The following is a 20,585-nucleotide window of genomic DNA, read 5'->3' on the forward strand; positions in this document are numbered from 1 at the left end:
ATGGAAGGATGAAAGCTATGAGCGCAAATGAACGTGACTACGCAGAAAAGCGCGATTTCATCCGCATGCGGGTGGAGGCCGACGTGTCGCTGATCCATGCCGGACAAGAGATTACCGGGGTCTGCCTGGACCTCTCCAGCTCTGGAATGCAGGTCCAGGCGCAGCACCCGTTCAACGTGGGTGACCAACTGAAGGTGCGTATCGACTCAGAACATGCCGCACTCAAAGGCCTGGAAGCGGACACCGAGGTGGTGTGGGCCAAGAAAGAAGGCGACGACCAACACCTGGGCCTGAAAATTCTCAAGATGTACTGAAATCAATGCACACAAAAAAGGCGGCCTCGAGGGCTAATGCCAGTCAGTTAAGCGGATTCTGTTTTCTGTAGGAGCGAGCTTGCTCGCGAAGGACGTCAACGATAACGCGTGTTTGCTAGGTAAACGCGGCGCTCTCAAGTTCTTCGCGAGCAAGCTCGCTCCTACAAAAAGGCTTAACTGACTGGCATTAGCCTCGAGGGCCGCCTTTTTCGTTCAAGGTTTAACCTTAAAAGTCATCCACTACATTGCCGTCCTTGACCTTGAACTCACGGTTCTGCAGGTAGGCGTTGCGGATAAAGGTGTACTTGTCGCCGTTGATCAGCTTTTCAGCCGACAGCAGGCTGGCACGGGTATCGATGATATCCAGGCCCATGGCGCTGTTACGCGTAGGAATGTCGTTCATGTAGCGGTACGGTTCGGTGTAGCTGTCGACATACTTGGATGGTGCGTCACGCAGGGTGCTTGGGCCCAGCAAAGGCAGCATCACGTAAGGACCGCTGCCCACGCCCCAGTAACCGAGGGTCTGGCCGAAGTCTTCATCGCTGCGTTGCAGCCCCATTTTGGTGCCGACATCAACCAGGCCCAACACGCCAAACGTGGTGTTGACCAGCAAGCGCGCGGTGTCGACACCCGCCTTTTGTGGCTTGAGCTGCAGCACGTTGTTGGCCAGGTTGCCCACATCACCGATATTGCGGAAGAAGTTGTGGATACCGTCTTCGACAAATTGCGGAGTAATGAACTGATAGCCCTGGGCCAATGGCTTCAATGCGTAGGTATCAACGGTGTCATTGAAGACGAAGATCGGGCGGTTGATGCTTTCCCATGGGTCGTCTTCCGCAGCCTGGGCGGCGAAAGGTACCAGCAGGACACTGGCACACACCGATAGTTGAGCAAGACACTGGCTCCAGCGCATAGCTTGAACTCCTTGAATGATCTGTCATGGGCGCTATGCCCTGAATAAGGCGGCAGTATATGACGGAAGTGTAGGATTAGGCAGCTTGACGGAATTGTCATTCAGAAAATGTACAATTTTCCCACAATCTAGTCAGGTGTCATCTGCCTGTCACGGACCTTCGATAGCGTCACAGCTATTTTCAGGGACGTCCCAATGCCCCCACCCCCAGATCGTTGCAGAGAACGCCCCCCGCCCTCACCGCCGTATTGTTTGGGCTCAGTGGCTGCCTGGTGGACTTCGGTTCCATGGCCCACGCCGGAACCATCCCCGCTGGCGAAACCCTGGCCACCCCTGGCGCCCTGAATATCCTGCAATCGCTCAGTCAACAAGGCACCCCCTGCGCCTGGTTGGATGAGTTGCCCTCCACCGTCACCACGGCACTGGCCACAGCCCTGCCTGGCTGGGTCCAAGGTACCCGCCCTGCAACCGTCCCCTGGCCTGCGCCCCATGCCTGCTGGCAAGCCTTGATGGACCTGAACATTGAGCGCCTGGACGGCTGCGTGCTGGTCAGTGGAGAACCCCGACTGCTGCAATCGGGGCTCAATGCGGGGCTCTGGACGATTGGCTTGGCGTCCTGCGGGTCTTTGTGCGGGCTCTCCCCGGACCAATGGCAAGCGCTGGACGAACAGGCACGCGAACACAAGCGCGCCAAAGCCACCGTCGCGCTATACGGGCTTGGTGTGCACTCGGTGATCGATCATTTGGGTGAGCTGGGCACGTGCCTTGCGGACATCCGCCTGCGCCGGCTCAAAGGCGAAAAGCCCTGATCAAGATCATGCACAGTCGCCGCCAGTGGATTAATCTACAGGTCATCCCGTAGACCTTTCTCGGCGTGCCGTGGTCTATGCCAGTGCCTATCGATAAAAGGAAGAACGCCATGCCTGCCCGCGAAAAACTGCAAGAACAGGTTTCCATCCTGCGCGAGCAATTGAATCAGGACCCGCCTCTGCCACTGGAAAAACGCGAAGCGCTGGAAGCATTGATTGCCAAGTTTGAAGTGCAACTGGAGCTGGAGCCTGCCACCCAGAACCCCAGCCTTGCCGACGGTGTAAACCTGGCGGTAGAACGCTTCGAGTTGGAGCATCCGGGCATTGCCGGAACATTGCGCAATATTGTGGTGACCCTGGGCAATATGGGCATCTGACCCCAAGCCAAGCCCAGAACCCAATGTGGGAGCTGGCTTGCCTGCGATGGCGGTGTATCAGTCACCTGATTGTTGACTGAAAGACCGTTATCGCAGGCAAGCCAGCTCCCACATTTGTTTGGTTTGAAGCTTACTGCCGGGCCAGGCGCAAGTTCTGGAACTGCACAGCCTCGGTACTGCGGTAAGGATTGATATCCAACCCGCCCCGACGCACATACCGCGCATAAACCGTCAATTTCTCAGGCTTGAGCAAGCGCTGCAGATCGAGAAAGATCCGCTCCACGCACTGTTCATGAAAGTCCGAGTGCTGGCGGAAACTCACCAGATATTCCAACAAGCTGGCATGGTCCAACGCCGCGCCGCGGTACTCAACCGCCACGCTACCCCAATCCGGCTGGCTGGTCACCGGGCAGTTGGACTTGAGCAAATGGCTGTGCACGCTCTCCTCGACCACACGGGAATCGTCGCAGCGCAGCAGTTCCGGGCGCGGGTGCTCGTAGTTGCTGACGCTGATATCCAGGTCATCAATACACACACCCGGCAGGCATACCACACCTTCGTCTTCCACCTCGGCCAGGCTGCGGATGCGCACGCCCACCGGCTTGCCGGCCGCCGCGCTCAAGTCGGCACGCAAGGTCGCCTCAAGGTCGGACACCTCGGCAAACGGCGTCTGGTTCAACGAATTGAGGTAGAGCTTGAAGGATTTCGACTCGATGATGTTCGGCGAGTCAGCCGGGATGCTGAACTCACCGATAGCCACCACCGGCTTGCCGGACGGCAGCAGCCAGGACAGTTCAAAGCAGTTCCAGAAATCCACGCCGTTGTAGGGCAGCGTTTCGGCGGTGAGGCCCAACTCGGCCCATTTGGCGGCGCGAGGGATGGGAAATAGCAATGAGGGTGTGTAAGTGGAGATGTATTCACTGGACTTGCCCAGCGGCGAATGTTCGGCTGCGGGATGCATGGCGGAAACCTGGCTAAATAAACCCCGCCAGTCTACCAGCCTTTGCTCGCGCCTTTGAGCATCACCTTTACGGGCTGACGTGCAGCTTGCCAACCATTCCCGCCTGGTAGTGCCCTGGGAGGTTGCAGGCAAATTCCAGCGCGCCAGCCTTGCTGAAGGTCCAGGTCAGTTCGGCGGTCTTGCCTGGCTCCACCAACACACTGTTGGGATCGTCATGTTTCATCCCGCCCATATCGCCATGCCCCATCGCTGCGTGGTCCATCTGGCCCATGCCGGTGGCGGTCAGCATGCCGCTGGCCTGCATCTTGAGCATTTCCTTCTGGTGATCGGCATGCATGCGCGCATCACCCAGGTTGAATTCGTGCAGCAACCGGCCCTTGTTGACCAACACAAAGCGCACCGTCTCACCGGCTTTTACATCAAGAGACGTTGGGGCAAAGGAAATATCCTGCAGCACCACCTCAACTGTACGAGTGGCCTTGGTTGCCGGCGCTGCCTGGCCAAACGCAAACGTGTGGCCACCATCGGCCAGCGCCGGAACACTCAACATCATCAGGCAACCTGCCAGCCACCAAGATTTACGCAAAAACATGTTTATCCTCCAAAGGTGTAAGACCTGCCTGTGGGACACTCTAATAATGCGCCGCTGCCAGCTACCTGACTGCTAGATTACAACTTTGTCAGGTTGCGCCAGCCCCCCGGTGCACACGGTATAAAGCCCGCTGCTACCCGTTGCCATGAGTTGCCTATGAAACTGCTGATCGTCGAAGACCAACCCAAAACCGGCCAATACCTGCGCCAGGGCCTGACCGAAGCCGGGTTCAATACCGAACTGGTGGCCGACGGCACCACCGGTCAACATCTGGCGCTGACGGGCGACTACGACTTGCTGATTCTGGATGTGATGCTTCCCGGGCGCACCGGCTGGCAAATCCTCCAGGCCGTGCGCAGTGCCGGCCTGGAAATCCCGGTGCTGTTCCTCACCGCGCGGGATGCGGTCGAGGATCGGGTCCACGGCCTGGAGTTGGGTGCCGACGACTATCTGGTCAAGCCTTTCGCCTTTTCCGAACTGCTGGCCCGGGTGCGCAGCCTGTTGCGCCGAGGCAGCAGCCCCCCCCAAGAGACCAGCCTGCACCTGGCCGACCTGCGCCTGGACCTGATCCGCCGTCGCGTAGAACGCAGCAACCAACGCATCGACCTCACCGCCAAGGAGTTCGCCCTGCTGGAAATGCTCCTGCGCCGCCAGGGTGAAGTGTTGCCCAAGTCGCTGATTGCCTCCCAGGTCTGGGACATGAACTTCGACAGTGATACCAATATCATCGAAGTAGCCATCCGCCGCCTGCGTTTGAAGATCGATGACGGTTTTCCCAATAAGCTGATCCACACCGTGCGTGGCATGGGCTATGTGCTGGAGGAGCGGTTCAGTTGATCAAGCGCCTCTCCCTGGCCAGCCGTCTGGCGTTGCTGTTTGCCGGTTGCACCGCCGTGGTCTCGCTGCTGGCGGGCGTATTGTTCAGCCAGGCCAGTGAAAAGCACTTCATCGAACTGGACCAGCAACTGCTCGACAGCAAGCTGATGACCCTGCGCAGTGCCTTACAAGATGCCGATACCCCGGCGCTGTTCGCCCAACGCGTGGCTGCACTGACCGACGAACTGAGCCATCAACCCGACCTATCCGTGCGCATCAACGCCGCAGACGGCCAGCGCTGGTTTGATAGCTCCCCGTCCATTCCCGCCGAATTGCCCACCACCCCAGGCCTGCACAGCTTGCAAAACGCCGGCACCAATTACCGGGTGTACAACATCCCCTTGAATCCAAGCAAGCCAGGTTCGGCGCAGCTTGTGTTGATGCTGGACATCACCCATCACCAACACTTCCTGCAACGCATGCAGCACTTGATCTGGCTGACGGTCGGCCTGTCCGCCGTGGCGACCGCGCTCCTCGGCGCCTGGGCCGCACGTAGCGGGCTGCGGCCCCTGCGACGGATGACCGAAGTGGCCAGCCGCGTGCGTGCCCATTCCCTGACCCAGCGCCTGCCTCAGGAACAGATGCCGGCCGAGTTGGCCGAACTGGCCGAGGCATTCAACGCTATGTTCAGCCGCCTGGACGACGCGTTCCAGCGACTTTCGGCGTTTTCTGCCGATATCGCCCACGAACTGCGCACGCCGTTATCGAACCTGCTGACCCAGACCCAGGTGATCCTCACCCACCCCCCGCCCGCTGGAGGACTACCGCGAAGCGCTGCACAGCAATTTGGAGGAGCTGCAATGGATGGCCCAACTGGTCAATGACATGCTGTACCTGGCCAAGGCCGACCACGGGTTGCTGAACCCCAGACGCGAACCGCTGGCCCTGGCCAACGAGGTGGACGCACTGCTGGAGTTTTTCGCGCCATTGGCCGAAGACGCCCAGGTCAACCTGCTGCGCGACGGCAGCGCCAGTACCGCCGGTGACCGCAGCATGCTGCGCCGGGCGTTTTCCAATCTGTTGGACAATGCCATGCGCTTTACCCCGCTGGGGGGTGAAGTACGGGTGAGAATCAGCGAAAACGCCGAGTGCGTAACGCTGAGTGTGGAAAACACCGGGACCGCGATTCCCCAGGCGTTACTGCCCAAACTGTTTGACCGGTTCTACCGTGTGGATCCGGCGCGGCATGAAGGTAGCAGCGAGCATGCGGGGCTTGGGTTGGCGATCACCCAGTCGATTGTGCGGGCGCACGGGGGGAGGATTTTCTGTGAGTCGCAGCCGGGGTGGACGCGGTTTGTGATTGAGTTACCCAAGGGGGATTGATGCAAGCTGGACGGGCCTCATCGCGGGCAAGCCAGCTCCCACATTTTGATTTGTGAATACAGTCAAATGTGGGAGCAGGCTTGCCTGCGATAGCGATCTCAAAACCTACGAATATCTCAGAGCATGCGCCGGCTCGATCTTCGCCGCGCGATACGCCGGGTAGATCGTCGCCAAAAAGCTCAACACAAACCCGGCGCTGCAAATCAGCAGCACATCGCCACCTTGCAGTTCGGAAGGCAGGTTGCTGACAAAATACACGTCCGAACTGAAGATATGCTGCCCGGTCACGCGCTCCATCCAGCCCACCAGTTCGCTGACGTTGAGCGCGGCAATCACCCCCAGCACACCACCGATCAACGTGCCGACGATACCGATCACCGTGCCCTGGACCATGAAGATCGCCATGATCTGCCGTGGCGTGGCGCCAATGGTGCGCAGGATCGCGATGTCCGCGCCTTTGTCGTTCACCACCATGATCAGCGTGGCAATGATATTGAAGGCCGCGACGGCGACGATCATCAGCAACAGCAGGCCGATCATGGTCTTTTCCATCTTCATCGCGCTGAACAGGCTGCCCTGGGTATGGGTCCAGTCGTCCGCCTTATAGGCTGCGCCAAGGCCGCTGGCAATGTCCGCCGACACCTTGGGCGCCGCATACAGATCCTTGACCGCCAGACGTACGCTTTGCACCTGGTTGGGCTGCCAACGCAGCATTTGCGCGGCATCGGCGACATGGATCAGGGCCATCGACCCGTCCAGCTCGGCGCCCACCTTGAACACCCCCACCACGTTCAAGCGCTGCATACGCGGGGTGATGCCGCCGGGAGCAGTGCTGATTTCCGGGACGATCAGGGTCAGCTTGTCACCCACATTCAGGCGGAAACGGCGCGCGGTCATTTCCCCGATCACCACGCCAAACTCACCCGGCTGCAGGTTTTCAAGACTGCCCTGGACGATATGCTGGGTGACGATGGACACCTTGCCTTCCTGGGCTGGGTCGATACCGCTGATCTGGATCGGCTGCATCGAGCCCTTATAGGACAACATGCCCTCCATCTCGGTAAACGGCACCGCCGCCGTGACTTCCGGGTTCTTCAGGGCCGCAGCAGCCACCGGTTGCCAGTCGCTGATCGGGTTGACGCCAACAATGGTCGCGTGCGGCACCATGCCGAGAATGCGTGAACTCATTTCCCGCTGGAACCCGTTCATCACCGACAACACCACGATCATCGCCAGCACGCCCAAGGCGAGGCCGATCATCGAGGTCATCGAGATAAACGAAACAAAACGGTTGCGGCGCTTGGCGCGGGTATAGCGCGTGCCGATGAAAATCGATAACGGTCTGAACATTCGCTTGCACCGCCTGAAAAAATAGAAAACCCAGGCACAGGCGCCCGGGCTTGAAACAGGTCAGATGGCGACCAGATGACCTTCCTGCAAGTGCAGCACACGGTCCATCTGCCGGGCCATGCTCATGTCATGGGTCACCACCAGAAACGCGGTGCGCATCTGGGTGCTCAGTTCCAGCATCAAGTCCTTGATGCCCTGGGCGGTATGGGAGTCGAGGTTGCCGGTCGGCTCGTCGAGCATCACCAGGCCCGGGTTGTTGACCAGGGCACGGGCAATCGCCACACGCTGGCGCTCGCCACCGGACAATTCAGCCGGTTTGTGCTCCAGGCGATGGCCAAGGCCGACGCGTTCCAGCAACGCGGTGGCACGCTGACGCGCCTGCGGGATCGCGGTCTTGCCGATCAAGAGCGGCATGCACACGTTTTCCAGGGCGGTGAACTCTGGCAGCAAGTGGTGGAACTGGTACACAAAGCCCAGGGAGCGATTGCGCAACTGGCCGCGGGCTTTCTCGTTCAGCGCCGAGAGCTCTTCACCGGCCAGCCACACACTGCCCTGGGACGGCGTATCAAGGCCGCCCAACAGGTTGAGCAAGGTACTTTTGCCGGAGCCGGAACTGCCGACGATCGCCACGCGCTCGCCCGGATGCAGTTCCAGTTGCAGGTTGGACAGCACTACCACCGACTCCGGGCCTTCCTCGTAGGATTTGCCCAGGTTGCGGCAGCTCAGGATTGCTTTTTCACTCATGCCCGATTCACTCATAACGTAAAGCCTGCGCCGGCTGGGTACGTGCCGCGCGCCAGGCTGGATACAGGGTGGCAAGGAAACTCAGGACCAACGCGGCGCCGCCGACCATCAACACATCCTGGCTCTGCACCTGGGATGGCAGGTAGTCGATGAAATAGACGTCAGCATTGAGAAACTTGTGGCCAATCAGGGTTTCGACGCCAGCGATGGCGGCGCTGACATTCAGCGCAGCGAAAATGCCCACCACCGTGCCGATCAAGGTACCGACCACGCCAATCACCGTGCCCTGGACCATGAAGATCGCCATGATCTGCCCCGGCGTGGCGCCAAGGGTACGCAGGATGGCGATATCGCCCTTCTTGTCATTCACCACCATCACCAGGGTGGAGATGATGTTGAAGGCGGCCACGGCGACAATCAGCAGCAGCAACAGGCCGATCATGGCCTTTTCCATGCGGATCGCCTGGTACAGGTTGCCGTGGGTACGGGTCCAGTCCCGGGCGTAGTACTGACTTTCACCCAGGTGCTGGGCGATTTCCCAGGCTCCGCGCGGGGCCTCGAACAAGTCGTTGAATTTCAAGCGCAGGCCCTGCACCTGGTCCGGCTTCCAGCGATGCAGGCGGGCCAGGTCGGTGAGGTTGGTCAGACCAAGGAAGCCATCGATCTCGCCGGCGCCGACATGAAAGATGCCGACCACGGTAAAGCGCTTCATGCGCGGGAACATCCCGGCCGGGGTCACCGTGACCTCCGGGGCGACGAACGTCAGCTTGTCGCCGATGCTCACGCCCAGTTTGGCCGCCGCGCGGTCGCCGATAACGATGCCGAAGCTGCCAGGCGTCAAGGCGTCGAGCTGGCCCTGCTGCATGAACTGGTCAATGATCGAGACCTTGCGCTCCTGCGCCGGGTCGATGGCATTGAGCAGGACTTTCTGCACCTTGCCATCGTTGGTCAGCAGCCCCTGCATTTGGGTAAACGGCGCGACCGCCAGCACCTTGGGGTTCTGCTTGACCTTGTCGGCCAGGCTTTGCCAGTCGCCCAGGGGCTCACCGGACTCGATGGTCGCGTGGGGCACCATGCCCAACACGCGGGTGCGCATCTCATGATCGAAGCCATTCATCACCGAGAGCACCACGATCATCACGACCACGCCCAGGGCGAGTCCGATCATGGAAGTCAGGGAAATGAACGACACAAAATGATTGCGACGCTTTGCACGGGTATAACGCGTGCCGATAAATACGAAGAGAGGTCTGAACATGTCGGGGCTTGTTCGGAGGAAAAGAAGACGTCCCGGTGGCGGGGTCTGGTAAGCAGCTTTACACTCAGACCATTACCGTTACCTGGGGTTCGCCATGACGACATTAGATGAAGAAGATCGCCGCGAATACTACCGTATCGACGACATGATCGCACTCCAAATCAAAAGCCTGTCTGCCCCCCAAGCGGCGAGCAAGGAAGTGTTGCTGGATGATTCCCCGCTGTTCAACCTGCTCAGTGAACTGCACCTGAGCGAATTCGAGTCCCAGCACCTGCTGCGCCAGCTCGGCGAACGCGACCGCACCCTCGCCGCCTTCCTCAAGGTGCAGAACAAACGCATGGATTTGCTCAGCCAGGTCATGGCGCAAAGCCTGCTGGGTGAGATCGGCGCGCCGCAACCAGTGATCATTTCCGAAGGCGGCATCGACTTCCAGCACCCCACACTGCTCGCGCCCGGCAGCCACCTGGCGGTCAAGCTGGTGCTGATGCCCCAGGCCCTTGGCCTTCTGCTGCGGGCCAAGGTCACCCATTGCGACCCAAAAGGCAGCGGCTTCGATGTTGGTACCGAGTTCGAATCCATGACCGACGCCCAGCGCCAGTTGCTGGCTCGCTATATATTGCAAAAACAGGCCCAGGAACGGCGCCTGGCCCGGGAACAAAGCGACGGCCAAGACACCTGATTTCGTAATTACCCAGCCATTATCTGGCGAAAAGGAGCAACTGTGACCCTGATTTATGGCCACCGCGGCGCTAAAGGCGAAGCACCGGAAAACACCCTGACCAGCTTCCAGCAATGCCTCAAGCACGGCGTGCGTCGTTGCGAGCTGGACTTGCACCTGTCCATGGACGGCGAGTTGATGGTGATCCATGACCCGACCTTGAAGCGTACCGCCGACCGGCGTGGAAAGGTGGTGGAATACTCCGCCGCCGACCTGGTGAAGATGGACGCGCGCAAGGGCGGCCCGGGCTGGGTCACCCCCCTGCCCGATCCCGCGCCTGGAAGAGCTGTTCGAAAAGTGCGATTTCGACCACTGGCAACTGGAAGTCAAAAGCGCCTCACGCACCCGCGCCGCGACCACAGTACTGGCGATTCGGGAAATGGCCCAGCGCTTTGGCCTGCTGGACAAAGTCACCGTAACCTCAAGCTCGCGGGAAGTATTGAAAGCCGCCCTGGAGCTGACGCCGGACCTGTCCCGTGGACTGGTGGCCGAATACGCCTGGCTCGACCCGCTGAAGGTCGCGCAGAACTATGGCTGTGAGATGCTGGCGTTGAACTGGACGTTGTGTACCCCAGAGCGCTTGGCCAAGGCCCAGCGCCAGGGGCTGCACGTGTCCGTATGGACAGTCAACGAGCCCGCGCTGATGCGCAGGCTCGCCGACTTCGGCGTAGATAGCCTGATTACAGACTTTCCCGGTTTGGCCACTGCCACTCTCGGGAATTACTGAAATCGGTCTCCCCGGCCGGCTCAGGCCACCGGCCGGAGCCGCTCAAAAAAGCCGGTTGAGGCCATCGTAGGCCGCTACCCGATAGGCTTCAGCCATAGTCGGGTAGTTGAACGTGGTGTTGACGAAATACTTCAGGGTATTTTGCTCGCCCGGCTGGCTCATGATGGCCTGGCCGATGTGCACGATCTCTGAGGCCTGGTAGCCGAAGCAATGCACGCCGAGCACTTCCAGGGTTTCGCGGTGGAACAGGATCTTCAGCATGCCTTGCGGCTCGCCGGCGATCTGCGCACGCGCCATGCTCTTGAAGAACGCCTTGCCCACTTCGTAAGGCACCTTGGCCTTGGTCAGTTCGTGTTCATTCTTACCGATGGAGCTGATCTCGGGAATCGTGTAGATCCCGGTCGGCACATCATTCACGTAGCGCCAGCTGCCATTGTCGACAATGCTGCCAGCGGCCGAACGGCCCTGGTCGTGGGCGGCACTGGCCAGGCTCGGCCAGCCGATCACGTCGCCCGCACCGTAGATGTTGGTGACGCAGGTGCGATAGTTCTCATCCACTTCGATCTGGCCACGGCTGTTGACCTTGACCCCGATGTTTTCCATGCCCAGCTTGTCGGTGTTGCCGGTACGGCCGTTGCACCAGAGCAAGGCGTCGGCCTTGATCTTCTTGCCGGACTTGAGGTGCAGGATCACCCCATTGTCCAGGCCTTCAACGCGGTCGTATTCCTCGTTGTGGCGCACGGTGATGTTGTTGTTGCTGAAGTGGTAGCTCAACGCCTGGGAAATTTCCGAGTCGAGGAAGCTGAGCAACTGGTCACGGTTGTCCACCAGCTCCACCAGTACACCCAGGCCGCTGAAGATCGAGGCGTATTCACAGCCGATCACGCCGGCGCCGTAGATGATCAGTTTGCGCGGGGTGTGGCCCAGGCTGAGGATGGTGTCGCTATCGTAGATACGCGGGTGGTGGAAATCGATATCCGCCGGGCGATACGGGCGCGAACCGGTGGCGATGATGATGTGCTTGGCCACCAGCTTCTCGACCACGCCGTTGGCGCAGACCACTTCGACGGTTTGCTCGTCGGCGAAGCTGCCGGTGCCGAAGAACAGGTCGACACGGTTACGGGCGTAGTAGCCGGTACGCGAGGCGACTTGCTTGGAAATGACTTTCTCGGCGCTTTTCAGTACGTCCGGGAACGAGAACCAGCGCGGCTCACCAATGGCCCGGAACATCGGGTTGGTATTGAACTGCATGATCTGGCGCACCGAGTGACGCAAGGCCTTGGACGGGATGGTGCCCAGGTGGGTGCAGTTACCGCCGACCTGACGACGGCTATCGACCATCGCCACCTTGCGTCCTGCTTTGGCGGCATTCATTGCCGCACCTTCTCCAGCTGGGCCGGAACCCAGTACCACCACGTCGTAGTTGTAGACAGCCATGCGTACTCCTCAGAACAGGCCAGGGCGCACGGTTGGGCGCCTGGCTAAATCATGCCGCGGCCAGCGGTCATGAAGGATCAAATAGGCTCAGGTGTGTGAGCCGGGGCACAGTCTATATAAGGCTCAACGCCGCGCACATTAACCCTTGGTCGCGTCGTAGGCCAGTTTTGCCTTTACTACACAATATTGATTACGGCTTGACCGCCGTCAGCTGTTCGAACGCTTTGTTGCTGCGTGTGACGAAAGCATCCCCCTCACGCATCACAAAAAATGCTGCGATCCGCTGTTTTTCTGCATAGTCCCAACCCTCCTCCGGCCCCAGCACCAACAGTAAAGTCGACAAGCCATCAGCCATCAGCGCCGAAGGCTCCAGTACCGTGACCGACGCCAGGTGGTGGGTGATAGGTGCGCCGGTCCGGGCATCGAGGGTGTGGGAATAGCGGTGACCATCCTGCTGGAAATAATTGCGATAGTCACCTGAAGTAGACACTCCGAAACCGTCCACCGCGATAATCCGCTGCGCTACCTGCTGGTCATCACGGGGTTCCTCCAGGGCCACGCGCCAGGGCGTGCCGTCGGATTTGCGCCCGGCGGCCTTGAGCTCGCCGGTCACTTCGACCAGGTACCGCTCAATGCCCAATTGCCCAAGCCGCTCGGCAATCCGGTCCACCGTGTAGCCGGCAGCGATGCTATTGAAGTCCACCTGCACTGCCGCGTCCTTGCACAACTGGCCAGCGTCGACACGCAGGTGCTGATGACCCACCTGCTGGCGGGCCTGGGCCAATGCCATCGGGTCCGGGATCTTTATCTGTCGCGCCTGGGGGCCGAAGCCCCACAGGTTCAGCAGTGGCTCGACCGTCAGGTCAAACGCCCCGCCACTGGCCTGGGACAACTGCTCGCCGGTGCGCACCAAATGCAGGATCGACTCGGGCATCGGCTGACAACGGTCGGCCGGCAGGCCGTTGAAGCGCTCAATGTCGGAATCGCTGCGATAGGTCGACATCTGCCGATCGACCTCAGCAAGGATGCTCTCGACCTGCGGCTGGACCACCCCGGCCACCGGCGCGCCCGGGGTGCGCACGTATTTGATCGAATACGTGCTGCCCATGGTCGGGCCGCCAAAAGCCTCCAGCACCTCACCGTTGCCGCAGCCCGCCAAGATCGCCAGCAACCCCCCCACCACCGCGTATCGCAAACCGCCCATAAGCCACACAACCTTATCGCTACTGAAACTGAATGGAGCCGCACTCAAGCATATTTCCGGGGCGGGCCATTATGCGGCATGTCGTCGCCTGGCGAGGGCTGGCACACAGAAAATAGCCAGCTTGCTAACGGTTTTTGTTGCTCGCCACCACGGATACACATATGGTTACAAAACTCTTTGGCGCCGCCGCGCGCCCAGATTCTGCAGCACGGACGAACAACAACCAGGGACTTCCAACAAGATAGCCAGTTGAGTAAATGACATGTCCAGCACCACGGGCAAAGGCAAGGCGATCTTTCGCGTTGTCAGCGGTAACTTCCTCGAAATGTTCGACTTTATGGTCTACGGCTTCTACGCCACGGCCATCGCCAAGACCTTCTTCCCTGCCGACAGCGCCTTTGCGTCCCTGATGTTATCCCTGGCGACATTCGGCGCCGGGTTCCTGATGCGCCCGCTGGGGGCGATTTTCCTCGGCGCCTACATTGACCGCCACGGCCGTAAAAAAGGCCTGGTGATCACCCTGGCCATGATGGCCGCCGGTACCGTGCTGATTGCCTGCGTACCCGGCTACGCCACCCTCGGGGTAGCCGCCCCGCTGATTGTGCTGTTTGGCCGGTTGCTGCAGGGCTTCTCCGCAGGTGTGGAACTGGGTGGGGTCTCGGTGTACCTGGCGGAAATCGCCACGCCGGGGCGCAAGGGCTTCTTCGTCAGCTGGCAGTCCGCCAGCCAACAAGCTGCGGTGGTATTCGCCGGGTTGTTGGGCGTGGGTCTGAATCATTGGCTGAGCCCAGAGGAAATGGGTGAATGGGGCTGGCGCGTGCCGTTCCTGATCGGCTGCCTGATCGTGCCGGTGATCTTCGTGATTCGCCGCTCCCTGGAAGAAACCCCGGAATTCCAGGCGCGCAAACACCGCCCTACCCTGCAGGAAATCATCCGATCAATTGGTCAGAACTTCGGCATCGTTTTGGCAGGCATGGCGCTGGTGGTGATGACCACCGTGTCGTTCTACCTGATCACCGCCTATACACCGACCTTCGGCAAGGCCGAGTTGCACCTCTCAGACCTGGATGCGTTGCTGGTCACCGTGTGCGTGGGTATTTCCAACTTTATCTGGCTGCCGGTGATGGGCGCGGTGTCCGACAAGATCGGCCGTAAGCCGTTGCTGCTCGGTGCGACGATCCTGGCGATTCTTACGGCCTACCCGGCGCTGTCGTGGCTGGTGGTCAACCCGAGTTTCAGTCACCTGCTGATCGTGCTGTTGTGGTTGTCGTTCCTGTACGGCTCATACAACGGCGCCATGGTGGTAGCCCTGACCGAGATCATGCCGGTGGAGGTGCGCACCACCGGTTTCTCCCTGGCCTACAGCCTGGCGACCGCGACCTTTGGCGGCTTTACCCCGGCGGCCTGCACTTACCTGATCCATGTGCTGGATAACAAGGCAGCACCGGGGATCTGGCTCAGTGGGGCAGCGGTGCTGGGGTTGGTTGCAACCCTGGTGCTGTTCAAGGGTAACCGGCATGAACTACGCACTGCGCAGGCTTCGGTGGTCGGTGGCGCCTGATGGATCGCTATCGCGGGCAAGCCCGCTCCCACCTTTGAATGTATTCGCAAATCAAACTGTAGGAGCGGGCTTGCCCGCGATGAGGCCTTCAAACCCAACACAACCCCCCCAGGCATAAAAAAGCCCCGAACCAGTCGGGGCTTTTTCATTTAGCGCTGATGCTTAGCGCGGGAACGCAGGCGGGTTGACCCCGGCCATGTCTTCCATCACGCGTACCACCTGGCAGCTGTAACCGAACTCGTTGTCGTACCAGACGTACAGCACAACGCGGTTATCCTGGGTGATGGTCGCTTCAGCATCGACCACACCGGCGTGGCGCGAGCCAACGAAGTCGGTGGACACCACTTCCTGGGAATTGACGAAGTCGATTTGCTTATGCAGATCGGAGTGCAGCGCCATGTAGCGCAGGTACTCGTTCATCTCTTCACGGGTGGCGGCTTTCTCAAGGTTGAGGTTGAGAATGGCCATCGACACGTTCGGCGTGGGTACACGGATCGCGTTACCGGTCAGCTTGCCAGCCAGCTCAGGCAGGGCCTTGGCAGCAGCGGTGGCAGCACCGGTCTCGGTGATAACCATGTTCAGCGCGGCGCTACGACCACGGCGATCGCCCTTGTGGAAGTTGTCGATCAGGTTCTGGTCGTTGGTGTACGAGTGAACGGTTTCGACGTGACCATTGATGATGCCGAACTTGTCATTCACAGCCTTGAGCACCGGCACGATGGCGTTGGTGGTGCAGGAGGCGGCGGACACGATCTTGTCGTCAGCGGTGATTTCGTTGTGGTTGATACCGTGAACGATGTTCTTCAGCTTGCCCTTGCCAGGCGCGGTCAGAACAACACGGTCGATACCCGGGCAGGCCAGGTGCTGGCCCAGGCCGTCGGCATCACGCCATACGCCGGTGTTGTCCACCAGCAAAGCGTTCTGGATGCCGTACTGGGTGTAATCCACCTCGGTCGGGTTCTTCGCGTAGATCACCTGGATCAGGTTACCGTTGGCGGTAATGGTGTTGTTTTCTTCGTCGATGGTGATGGTGCCATTGAACGAACCGTGTACCGAGTCACGACGCAAGAGGCTCGCGCGCTTGGTCAGATCATTTTCGGCGCCTTTGCGCACGACAATGGCCCGCAGGCGCAGGCCGTCGCCACCGCCGGTTTTTTCGATGAGGATGCGTGCCAGCAGGCGGCCGATACGACCGAAGCCGTAGAGCACAACGTCAGTGCCTTTACGGGCGGCGGCGTTCTGCTGGCCAACCACTTCGGCCAGTTCTTCACGCACGAACTGCTCGGCGCTGCGGCCGTTGCCTTGGGCGCGGAATTTGAACGCCAACTTGCCCAGGTCCACCGAGGCCGCGCCGAGCTTGAGCTCGCTCATGGCTTTAAGCAGAGGGAATGTTTCGTGGACGGAGAGTTCGCTATCGTCGGCAGAACGATGGCGAGCAAAGCGATGAGCCTTGAGAATCGCGATGACTGATTGGTTGATCAGGCTGCGGCCATAGATCGAGCTCACCACATTGTTATTGCGGTATAGCTGACCGATAAGCGGGATCATCGCTTCTGCGAGTGCTTCACGGTCGATCCATTCACCAAGACACTGGTCGGGCTTCTGAGTCACGGGAACCTTCCACATGTAGGGGCTGAAAAAAGGGGCTACATTATGCCGCCCGACCGCCCCTGGAGCAATGCGCGCCACGCAACAAAAGCCCTTTCAAATATTTTTCACCGCGCTACAGGCCAGTAAACACGCGGCTTCCAGCGACCCCCTCGGAGAAAGACCTGGACGTCTTGTCCGTAACCCTCCGAAACATACGTGCATTTTGGCACTACATATTGAGTCAAAACCGCACATTGTTTGTCTTAGCCACTACATTTCCTACAAACCGTAATAGGCACAGTCAGCAACTGACAGGCGGCACTCCAGGCCGTTACAATTACCGACTTTGTCGCAACGCTGGAGCTCAACCTTCCGTGCCCGTCCTGCGTCTACCGCTACTCCCTGCCGAGGCAGGTAAACAGCATTGGGGCAATTTGCCCGGTGCCGCCCTGAGCCTGGCCATTGCCGAGGCTGCCAGTGCAGCCAAACGCTTTACCCTGCTGCTGACCGCCGACAGCCAAAGTGCCGAACGGCTGGAGCAGGAGCTGAGCTTCTTCGCCCCCGATTTACCGGTGCTGCACTTCCCGGACTGGGAGACCCTGCCCTACGACTTGTTTTCGCCACACCAGGACATCATTTCCCAGCGCATCGCCAGCCTGTACCGCTTGCCGGAACTGGCCCACGGCGTGCTGGTGGTACCGATCACCACGGCCCTGCACCGCCTGGCGCCGACCAAGTTCCTGCTGGGCAGCAGCCTGGTGTTGGATATCGGCCAGAAGCTCGATGTAGAGCAAATGCGCACCCGCCTGGAAGCCAGCGGCTACCGCTGCGTCGATACGGTGTACGAGCATGGAGAGTTCGCCGTGCGCGGCGCGCTGATCGACCTGTTCCCGATGGGCAGCAAACTACCCTACCGCATCGACCTGTTCGACGACGAAATCGAGACCCTGCGCACCTTCGACCCGGAAAACCAGCGTTCCATCGACAAGGTGCAATCGATCAAGCTGCTGCCGGCCCGGGAATTCCCCCTGCAAAAAGACGCGGTCACACGCTTCAAGGCGCGCTTTCGCGAACGCTTTGACGTGGACTTCCGCCGCTGCCCGATTTTCCAGGACCTGAGCAGCGGGATTACCCCCGCCGGTATCGAGTACTACCTGCCATTGTTCTTCGACGAAACCTCGACCCTGTTCGATTACCTGCCCCAGGACACCCAGGTGTTCTCGCTGCCCGGTATCGAACAGGCGGCGGAAAATTTCTGGAACGACGTACGCAACCGTTACGAAGAGCGCCGTGTCGATCCCTCCCGGCCTTTATTGCCGCCTGCCGAGCTGTTCTTGCCGGTGGAAGACTGCTTTGCCCGCCTGAAGAACTGGCCGCGCGTGGTCGCCAGCCAGCAGGATGTAGAAGCCGGTGTCGGTCGCGCACGCTTCCCGGCCCAAACCCTGCCGAACCTGGCCATCGAAGCCAAGGCCACCCAGCCGCTCCAAGCACTGTCCGACTTCCTTGGCGATTTCCCGGGCCGCGTGCTGTTCACCGCCGAATCCGCTGGGCGCCGCGAAGTGCTGCTGGAGTTGCTGGAACGCCTGAAGCTGCGGCCAAAAACCGTCGACAGCTGGCCGGACTTTGTGGCCGGCAAGGACCGCCTGGCGATCACCATTGCGCCTCTCGATGAAGGCCTGCAACTGGATGATCCGGCCCTGGCACTGATTGCCGAGAGCCCGCTGTTCGGCCAACGCGTGATGCAGCGCCGGCGCCGTGAAAAACGTGCGGACGCCAACAACGACGCGGTGATCAAGAACCTCACCGAACTGCGCGAAGGCGCACCGGTGGTGCATATCGACCACGGTGTGGGGCGCTATCTGGGCCTGCAGACCCTGGAGATCGACAACCAGGCCGCCGAATTCCTCACCATGGAATACGCAGAGGGCGCCAAGCTCTACGTCCCGGTGGCCAACCTGCACCTGATCGCACGCTACACCGGCAGCGACGACGCCCTCGCGCCGCTGCATCGCCTGGGCTCCGAGACCTGGCAGAAAGCCAAGCGCAAGGCCGCCGAACAGGTGCGCGACGTGGCCGCCGAACTGCTGGACATCTATGCCCGCCGCGCGGCCCGCGAAGGTTATGCGTTCGCCGACCCGAAGGCCGACTACGCCACCTTCAGCGCCGGCTTCGCCTTCGAAGAAACCCCGGACCAGCAAACCACCATCGACGCCGTGCGCGCCGACATGCTCGCACCAAAGCCCATGGACCGTCTGGTCTGCGGCGATGTGGGCTTCGGCAAGACCGAAGTGGCGATGCGCGCCGCATTTATCGCGGTGCATGGAGGCCGCCAGGTGGCGATCCTGGTACCGACCACCCTGCTCGCCCAGCAGCACTACAACAGCTTCCGCGACCGCTTCGCCGATTGGCCGGTGACCGTGGAAGTAATGAGCCGCTTCAAGTCGGCCAAGGAAGTGAATGCCGCTGTCGCCGATCTGGCCGAAGGCAAGATCGATATCGTCATCGGCACCCACAAACTGCTGTCGGACGACGTGAAGATCAAGAACCTGGGCCTGGTGATCATCGACGAAGAGCACCGCTTTGGCGTGCGCCAGAAGGAGCAGCTCAAGGCCCTGCGCAGCGAGGTCGATATCCTGACCCTGACCGCGACGCCAATCCCACGCACGCTGAACATGGCGGTGTCGGGCATGCGCGACCTGTCGATCATCGCCACGCCGCCGGCGCGACGCTTGTCGGTGCGCACCTTCGTCATGGAGCAGAACAACAGCACGATCAAGGAAGCCCTGCTGCGTGAGTTGCTGCGCGGCGGCCAGGTCTACTACCTGCACAATGATGTGAAAACCATCGAGAAATGTGCCGCCGACCTCGCCGAACTGGTGCCGGAAGCGCGGATCGGCATCGGCCACGGGCAGATGCGCGAACGCGAACTCGAACAGGTGATGAGCGACTTCTACCACAAGCGCTTCAACGTGCTGATCGCCTCGACCATTATCGAGACCGGCATCGACGTGCCGAGCGCCAATACCATCATCATCGAGCGTGCCGACAAATTCGGCCTGGCGCAGTTGCACCAACTGCGTGGCCGGGTCGGGCGCAGTCACCACCAGGCCTACGCCTACCTGCTGACGCCACCGCGCCAGCAGATTACCGGTGATGCTGAAAAGCGCCTGGAAGCCATCGCCAACACCCAGGACCTGGGCGCCGGATTTGTACTGGCCACCAACGATCTGGAAATCCGTGGCGCCGGCGAATTGCTGGGCGACGGCCAGAGCGGGCAGATCCAGGCCGTGGGCTTCACCCTTTATATGGAAATGCTGGAGCGAGCGGTCAAGGCCATCCGCAAAGGCGAGCAACCTAATCTCGATCAACCCCTGGGCGGCGGCCCGGAAATCAACCTGCGTTTGCCGGCGTTGATTCCCGAGGACTACCTGCCGGATGTGCATGCACGGCTGATCCTGTACAAGCGCATCGCCTCGGCCACCGACGAAGAAGGTCTCAAGGACCTGCAAGTAGAAATGATCGACCGCTTCGGTCTGCTGCCGGAACCGACCAAAAACCTGGTGCGCCTGACCCTGCTCAAGTTGCAGGCCGAGCAACTGGGGATCAAGAAGGTCGACGCGGGCCCCCAGGGCGGGCGTATCGAGTTCGAAGCGCAGACACCGGTGGACCCGTTGGTATTGATCAAGTTGATCCAGGGCCAACCCAACCGCTACAAATTCGAAGGCGCCACACTGTTCAAATTCATGGTGCCGATGGAACGTGCAGAAGAGCGCTTTAATACATTGGAGGCGCTGCTTGAACGCCTCACCCCAAAATCTGCTTGAAGGACGC

The 20,585-nt window shown here is 60.4% G+C and carries 16 protein-coding genes and 2 pseudogenes; 9 read left to right on the top strand and 9 right to left on the bottom strand.

The annotated features are described in order from the left end of the window. Positions 1 to 17: 17 nt before the first annotated feature. Positions 18 to 314, top strand: a complete 297-nt coding sequence (locus tag JTY93_RS18005; protein ID WP_205480877.1) for a PilZ domain-containing protein — start codon at positions 18 to 20, stop codon at positions 312 to 314. A gap of 226 nt (positions 315 to 540) precedes the next feature. On the opposite strand, the gene JTY93_RS18010 is transcribed toward JTY93_RS18005, so the two are convergent. Next, on the bottom strand, positions 541 to 1,227 hold the full coding sequence (locus tag JTY93_RS18010) for an MlaA family lipoprotein (protein WP_205480879.1): 687 nt from the start codon (positions 1,225 to 1,227) through the stop codon (positions 541 to 543). A 215-nt stretch (positions 1,228 to 1,442) separates the two neighbouring features. Between JTY93_RS18010 and pcrP the strand changes: the two genes are divergently transcribed. Together pcrP and JTY93_RS18020 are read left to right on the top strand one after the other, a co-directional pair. Next, a complete protein-coding gene (pcrP, locus tag JTY93_RS18015) occupies positions 1,443 to 2,036 on the top strand; it encodes an HAD superfamily inactivated hydrolase PcrP (protein ID WP_205518891.1) in 594 nt (197 codons plus the stop codon). Between the two features lie 110 nt (positions 2,037 to 2,146). After that, the gene (locus tag JTY93_RS18020) at positions 2,147 to 2,413 is read left to right on the top strand and encodes a DUF4404 family protein (RefSeq protein WP_038442151.1); all 267 of its coding nucleotides are present in this window, start codon (positions 2,147 to 2,149) and stop codon (positions 2,411 to 2,413) included. A 130-nt stretch (positions 2,414 to 2,543) separates the two neighbouring features. Here the strand turns inward: JTY93_RS18020 and queF are convergent, their stop codons facing one another. Next, complete coding sequence (gene queF / locus JTY93_RS18025) at positions 2,544 to 3,374, bottom strand: NADPH-dependent 7-cyano-7-deazaguanine reductase QueF (RefSeq protein WP_205477404.1); 831 nt, start codon at positions 3,372 to 3,374, stop codon at positions 2,544 to 2,546. 67 nt (positions 3,375 to 3,441) lie between these two features. Then, positions 3,442 to 3,966, bottom strand: coding sequence for a copper-resistant cuproprotein CopI (gene copI / locus JTY93_RS18030; protein ID WP_205477405.1), 525 nt, complete (start codon positions 3,964 to 3,966; stop codon positions 3,442 to 3,444). 156 nt (positions 3,967 to 4,122) lie between these two features. Between copI and JTY93_RS18035 the strand changes: the two genes are divergently transcribed. Further along, on the top strand, positions 4,123 to 4,803 hold the full coding sequence (locus tag JTY93_RS18035) for a heavy metal response regulator transcription factor (protein WP_205477406.1): 681 nt from the start codon (positions 4,123 to 4,125) through the stop codon (positions 4,801 to 4,803). Further along, positions 4,800 to 6,165 (top strand): annotated as a pseudogene (locus JTY93_RS18040) (heavy metal sensor histidine kinase). The gene JTY93_RS18035 and the pseudogene JTY93_RS18040 overlap by 4 nt, the downstream one beginning before the upstream one ends. A 105-nt stretch (positions 6,166 to 6,270) precedes the next feature. Here the strand turns inward: JTY93_RS18040 and JTY93_RS18045 are convergent. Genes JTY93_RS18045 through JTY93_RS18055 form a run of 3 tightly spaced genes read right to left on the bottom strand, consistent with a single transcriptional unit; the run spans position 6,271 to position 9,517 of the window. After that, positions 6,271 to 7,515 (bottom strand): lipoprotein-releasing ABC transporter permease subunit, encoded by a 1,245-nt coding sequence (locus JTY93_RS18045; protein ID WP_205477408.1) that lies wholly within the window; start codon positions 7,513 to 7,515, stop codon positions 6,271 to 6,273. Positions 7,516 to 7,575: 60 nt separating this feature from the next. Next, positions 7,576 to 8,259 carry a lipoprotein-releasing ABC transporter ATP-binding protein LolD gene (gene lolD / locus JTY93_RS18050; protein ID WP_169992491.1) on the bottom strand — a complete coding sequence of 228 codons (684 nt, stop codon included), beginning with the start codon at positions 8,257 to 8,259 and terminating at the stop codon, positions 7,576 to 7,578. 7 nt (positions 8,260 to 8,266) lie between these two features. Next, complete coding sequence (locus tag JTY93_RS18055) at positions 8,267 to 9,517, bottom strand: lipoprotein-releasing ABC transporter permease subunit (RefSeq protein WP_205477409.1); 1,251 nt, start codon at positions 9,515 to 9,517, stop codon at positions 8,267 to 8,269. A gap of 94 nt (positions 9,518 to 9,611) precedes the next feature. Here JTY93_RS18055 and JTY93_RS18060 point away from each other — a divergent pair, with 94 nt between their 5' ends. Beyond that, on the top strand, positions 9,612 to 10,196 hold the full coding sequence (locus JTY93_RS18060) for a PilZ domain-containing protein (protein ID WP_205477410.1): 585 nt from the start codon (positions 9,612 to 9,614) through the stop codon (positions 10,194 to 10,196). Between the two features lie 42 nt (positions 10,197 to 10,238). Continuing rightward, positions 10,239 to 10,962, top strand: a pseudogene (locus JTY93_RS18065) (glycerophosphodiester phosphodiesterase). 42 nt (positions 10,963 to 11,004) lie between these two features. Here the strand turns inward: JTY93_RS18065 and sthA are convergent. Continuing rightward, a complete protein-coding gene (sthA, locus tag JTY93_RS18070) occupies positions 11,005 to 12,399 on the bottom strand; it encodes a Si-specific NAD(P)(+) transhydrogenase (protein ID WP_029300105.1) in 1,395 nt (464 codons plus the stop codon). Between the two features lie 190 nt (positions 12,400 to 12,589). Next, positions 12,590 to 13,603: an FAD:protein FMN transferase gene (locus tag JTY93_RS18075; protein ID WP_205477412.1), complete on the bottom strand. Its 1,014-nt coding sequence runs from the start codon at positions 13,601 to 13,603 to the stop codon at positions 12,590 to 12,592. A gap of 262 nt (positions 13,604 to 13,865) precedes the next feature. On the opposite strand from JTY93_RS18075, the gene JTY93_RS18080 reads away from it, so the two are divergent. Continuing rightward, complete coding sequence (locus tag JTY93_RS18080) at positions 13,866 to 15,164, top strand: MFS transporter (protein ID WP_205477413.1); 1,299 nt, start codon at positions 13,866 to 13,868, stop codon at positions 15,162 to 15,164. Between the two features lie 162 nt (positions 15,165 to 15,326). Here the strand turns inward: JTY93_RS18080 and JTY93_RS18085 are convergent, their stop codons facing one another. Next, positions 15,327 to 16,790, bottom strand: coding sequence for a glyceraldehyde-3-phosphate dehydrogenase (locus JTY93_RS18085; protein WP_169992503.1), 1,464 nt, complete (start codon positions 16,788 to 16,790; stop codon positions 15,327 to 15,329). A 338-nt stretch (positions 16,791 to 17,128) separates the two neighbouring features. Between JTY93_RS18085 and mfd the strand changes: the two genes are divergently transcribed. Next, positions 17,129 to 20,578, top strand: coding sequence for a transcription-repair coupling factor (mfd, locus tag JTY93_RS18090; RefSeq protein ID WP_205477414.1), 3,450 nt, complete (start codon positions 17,129 to 17,131; stop codon positions 20,576 to 20,578). The last annotated feature ends 7 nt before the right edge of the window (positions 20,579 to 20,585 follow it).

The organism is Pseudomonas hygromyciniae (genome assembly GCF_016925675.1).
GTDB lineage: Bacteria > Pseudomonadota > Gammaproteobacteria > Pseudomonadales > Pseudomonadaceae > Aquipseudomonas > Aquipseudomonas hygromyciniae.

Coding starts and splice junctions, on each gene's coding strand:
- JTY93_RS18085 (WP_169992503.1), bottom strand. CDS start 16,790: ATGTGGAAGGTTCCCGTGACTCAGAAGCCCGACCAGTGTCTTGGTGAA.
- lolD (WP_169992491.1), bottom strand. CDS start 8,259: ATGAGTGAAAAAGCAATCCTGAGCTGCCGCAACCTGGGCAAATCCTAC.
- JTY93_RS18010 (WP_205480879.1), bottom strand. CDS start 1,227: ATGCGCTGGAGCCAGTGTCTTGCTCAACTATCGGTGTGTGCCAGTGTC.
- JTY93_RS18060 (WP_205477410.1), top strand. CDS start 9,612: ATGACGACATTAGATGAAGAAGATCGCCGCGAATACTACCGTATCGAC.
- queF (WP_205477404.1), bottom strand. CDS start 3,374: ATGCATCCCGCAGCCGAACATTCGCCGCTGGGCAAGTCCAGTGAATAC.
- JTY93_RS18055 (WP_205477409.1), bottom strand. CDS start 9,517: ATGTTCAGACCTCTCTTCGTATTTATCGGCACGCGTTATACCCGTGCA.
- JTY93_RS18020 (WP_038442151.1), top strand. CDS start 2,147: ATGCCTGCCCGCGAAAAACTGCAAGAACAGGTTTCCATCCTGCGCGAG.
- sthA (WP_029300105.1), bottom strand. CDS start 12,399: ATGGCTGTCTACAACTACGACGTGGTGGTACTGGGTTCCGGCCCAGCT.
- JTY93_RS18045 (WP_205477408.1), bottom strand. CDS start 7,515: ATGTTCAGACCGTTATCGATTTTCATCGGCACGCGCTATACCCGCGCC.
- JTY93_RS18005 (WP_205480877.1), top strand. CDS start 18: ATGAGCGCAAATGAACGTGACTACGCAGAAAAGCGCGATTTCATCCGC.
- JTY93_RS18035 (WP_205477406.1), top strand. CDS start 4,123: ATGAAACTGCTGATCGTCGAAGACCAACCCAAAACCGGCCAATACCTG.
- JTY93_RS18080 (WP_205477413.1), top strand. CDS start 13,866: ATGTCCAGCACCACGGGCAAAGGCAAGGCGATCTTTCGCGTTGTCAGC.
- JTY93_RS18075 (WP_205477412.1), bottom strand. CDS start 13,603: ATGGGCGGTTTGCGATACGCGGTGGTGGGGGGGTTGCTGGCGATCTTG.
- copI (WP_205477405.1), bottom strand. CDS start 3,966: ATGTTTTTGCGTAAATCTTGGTGGCTGGCAGGTTGCCTGATGATGTTG.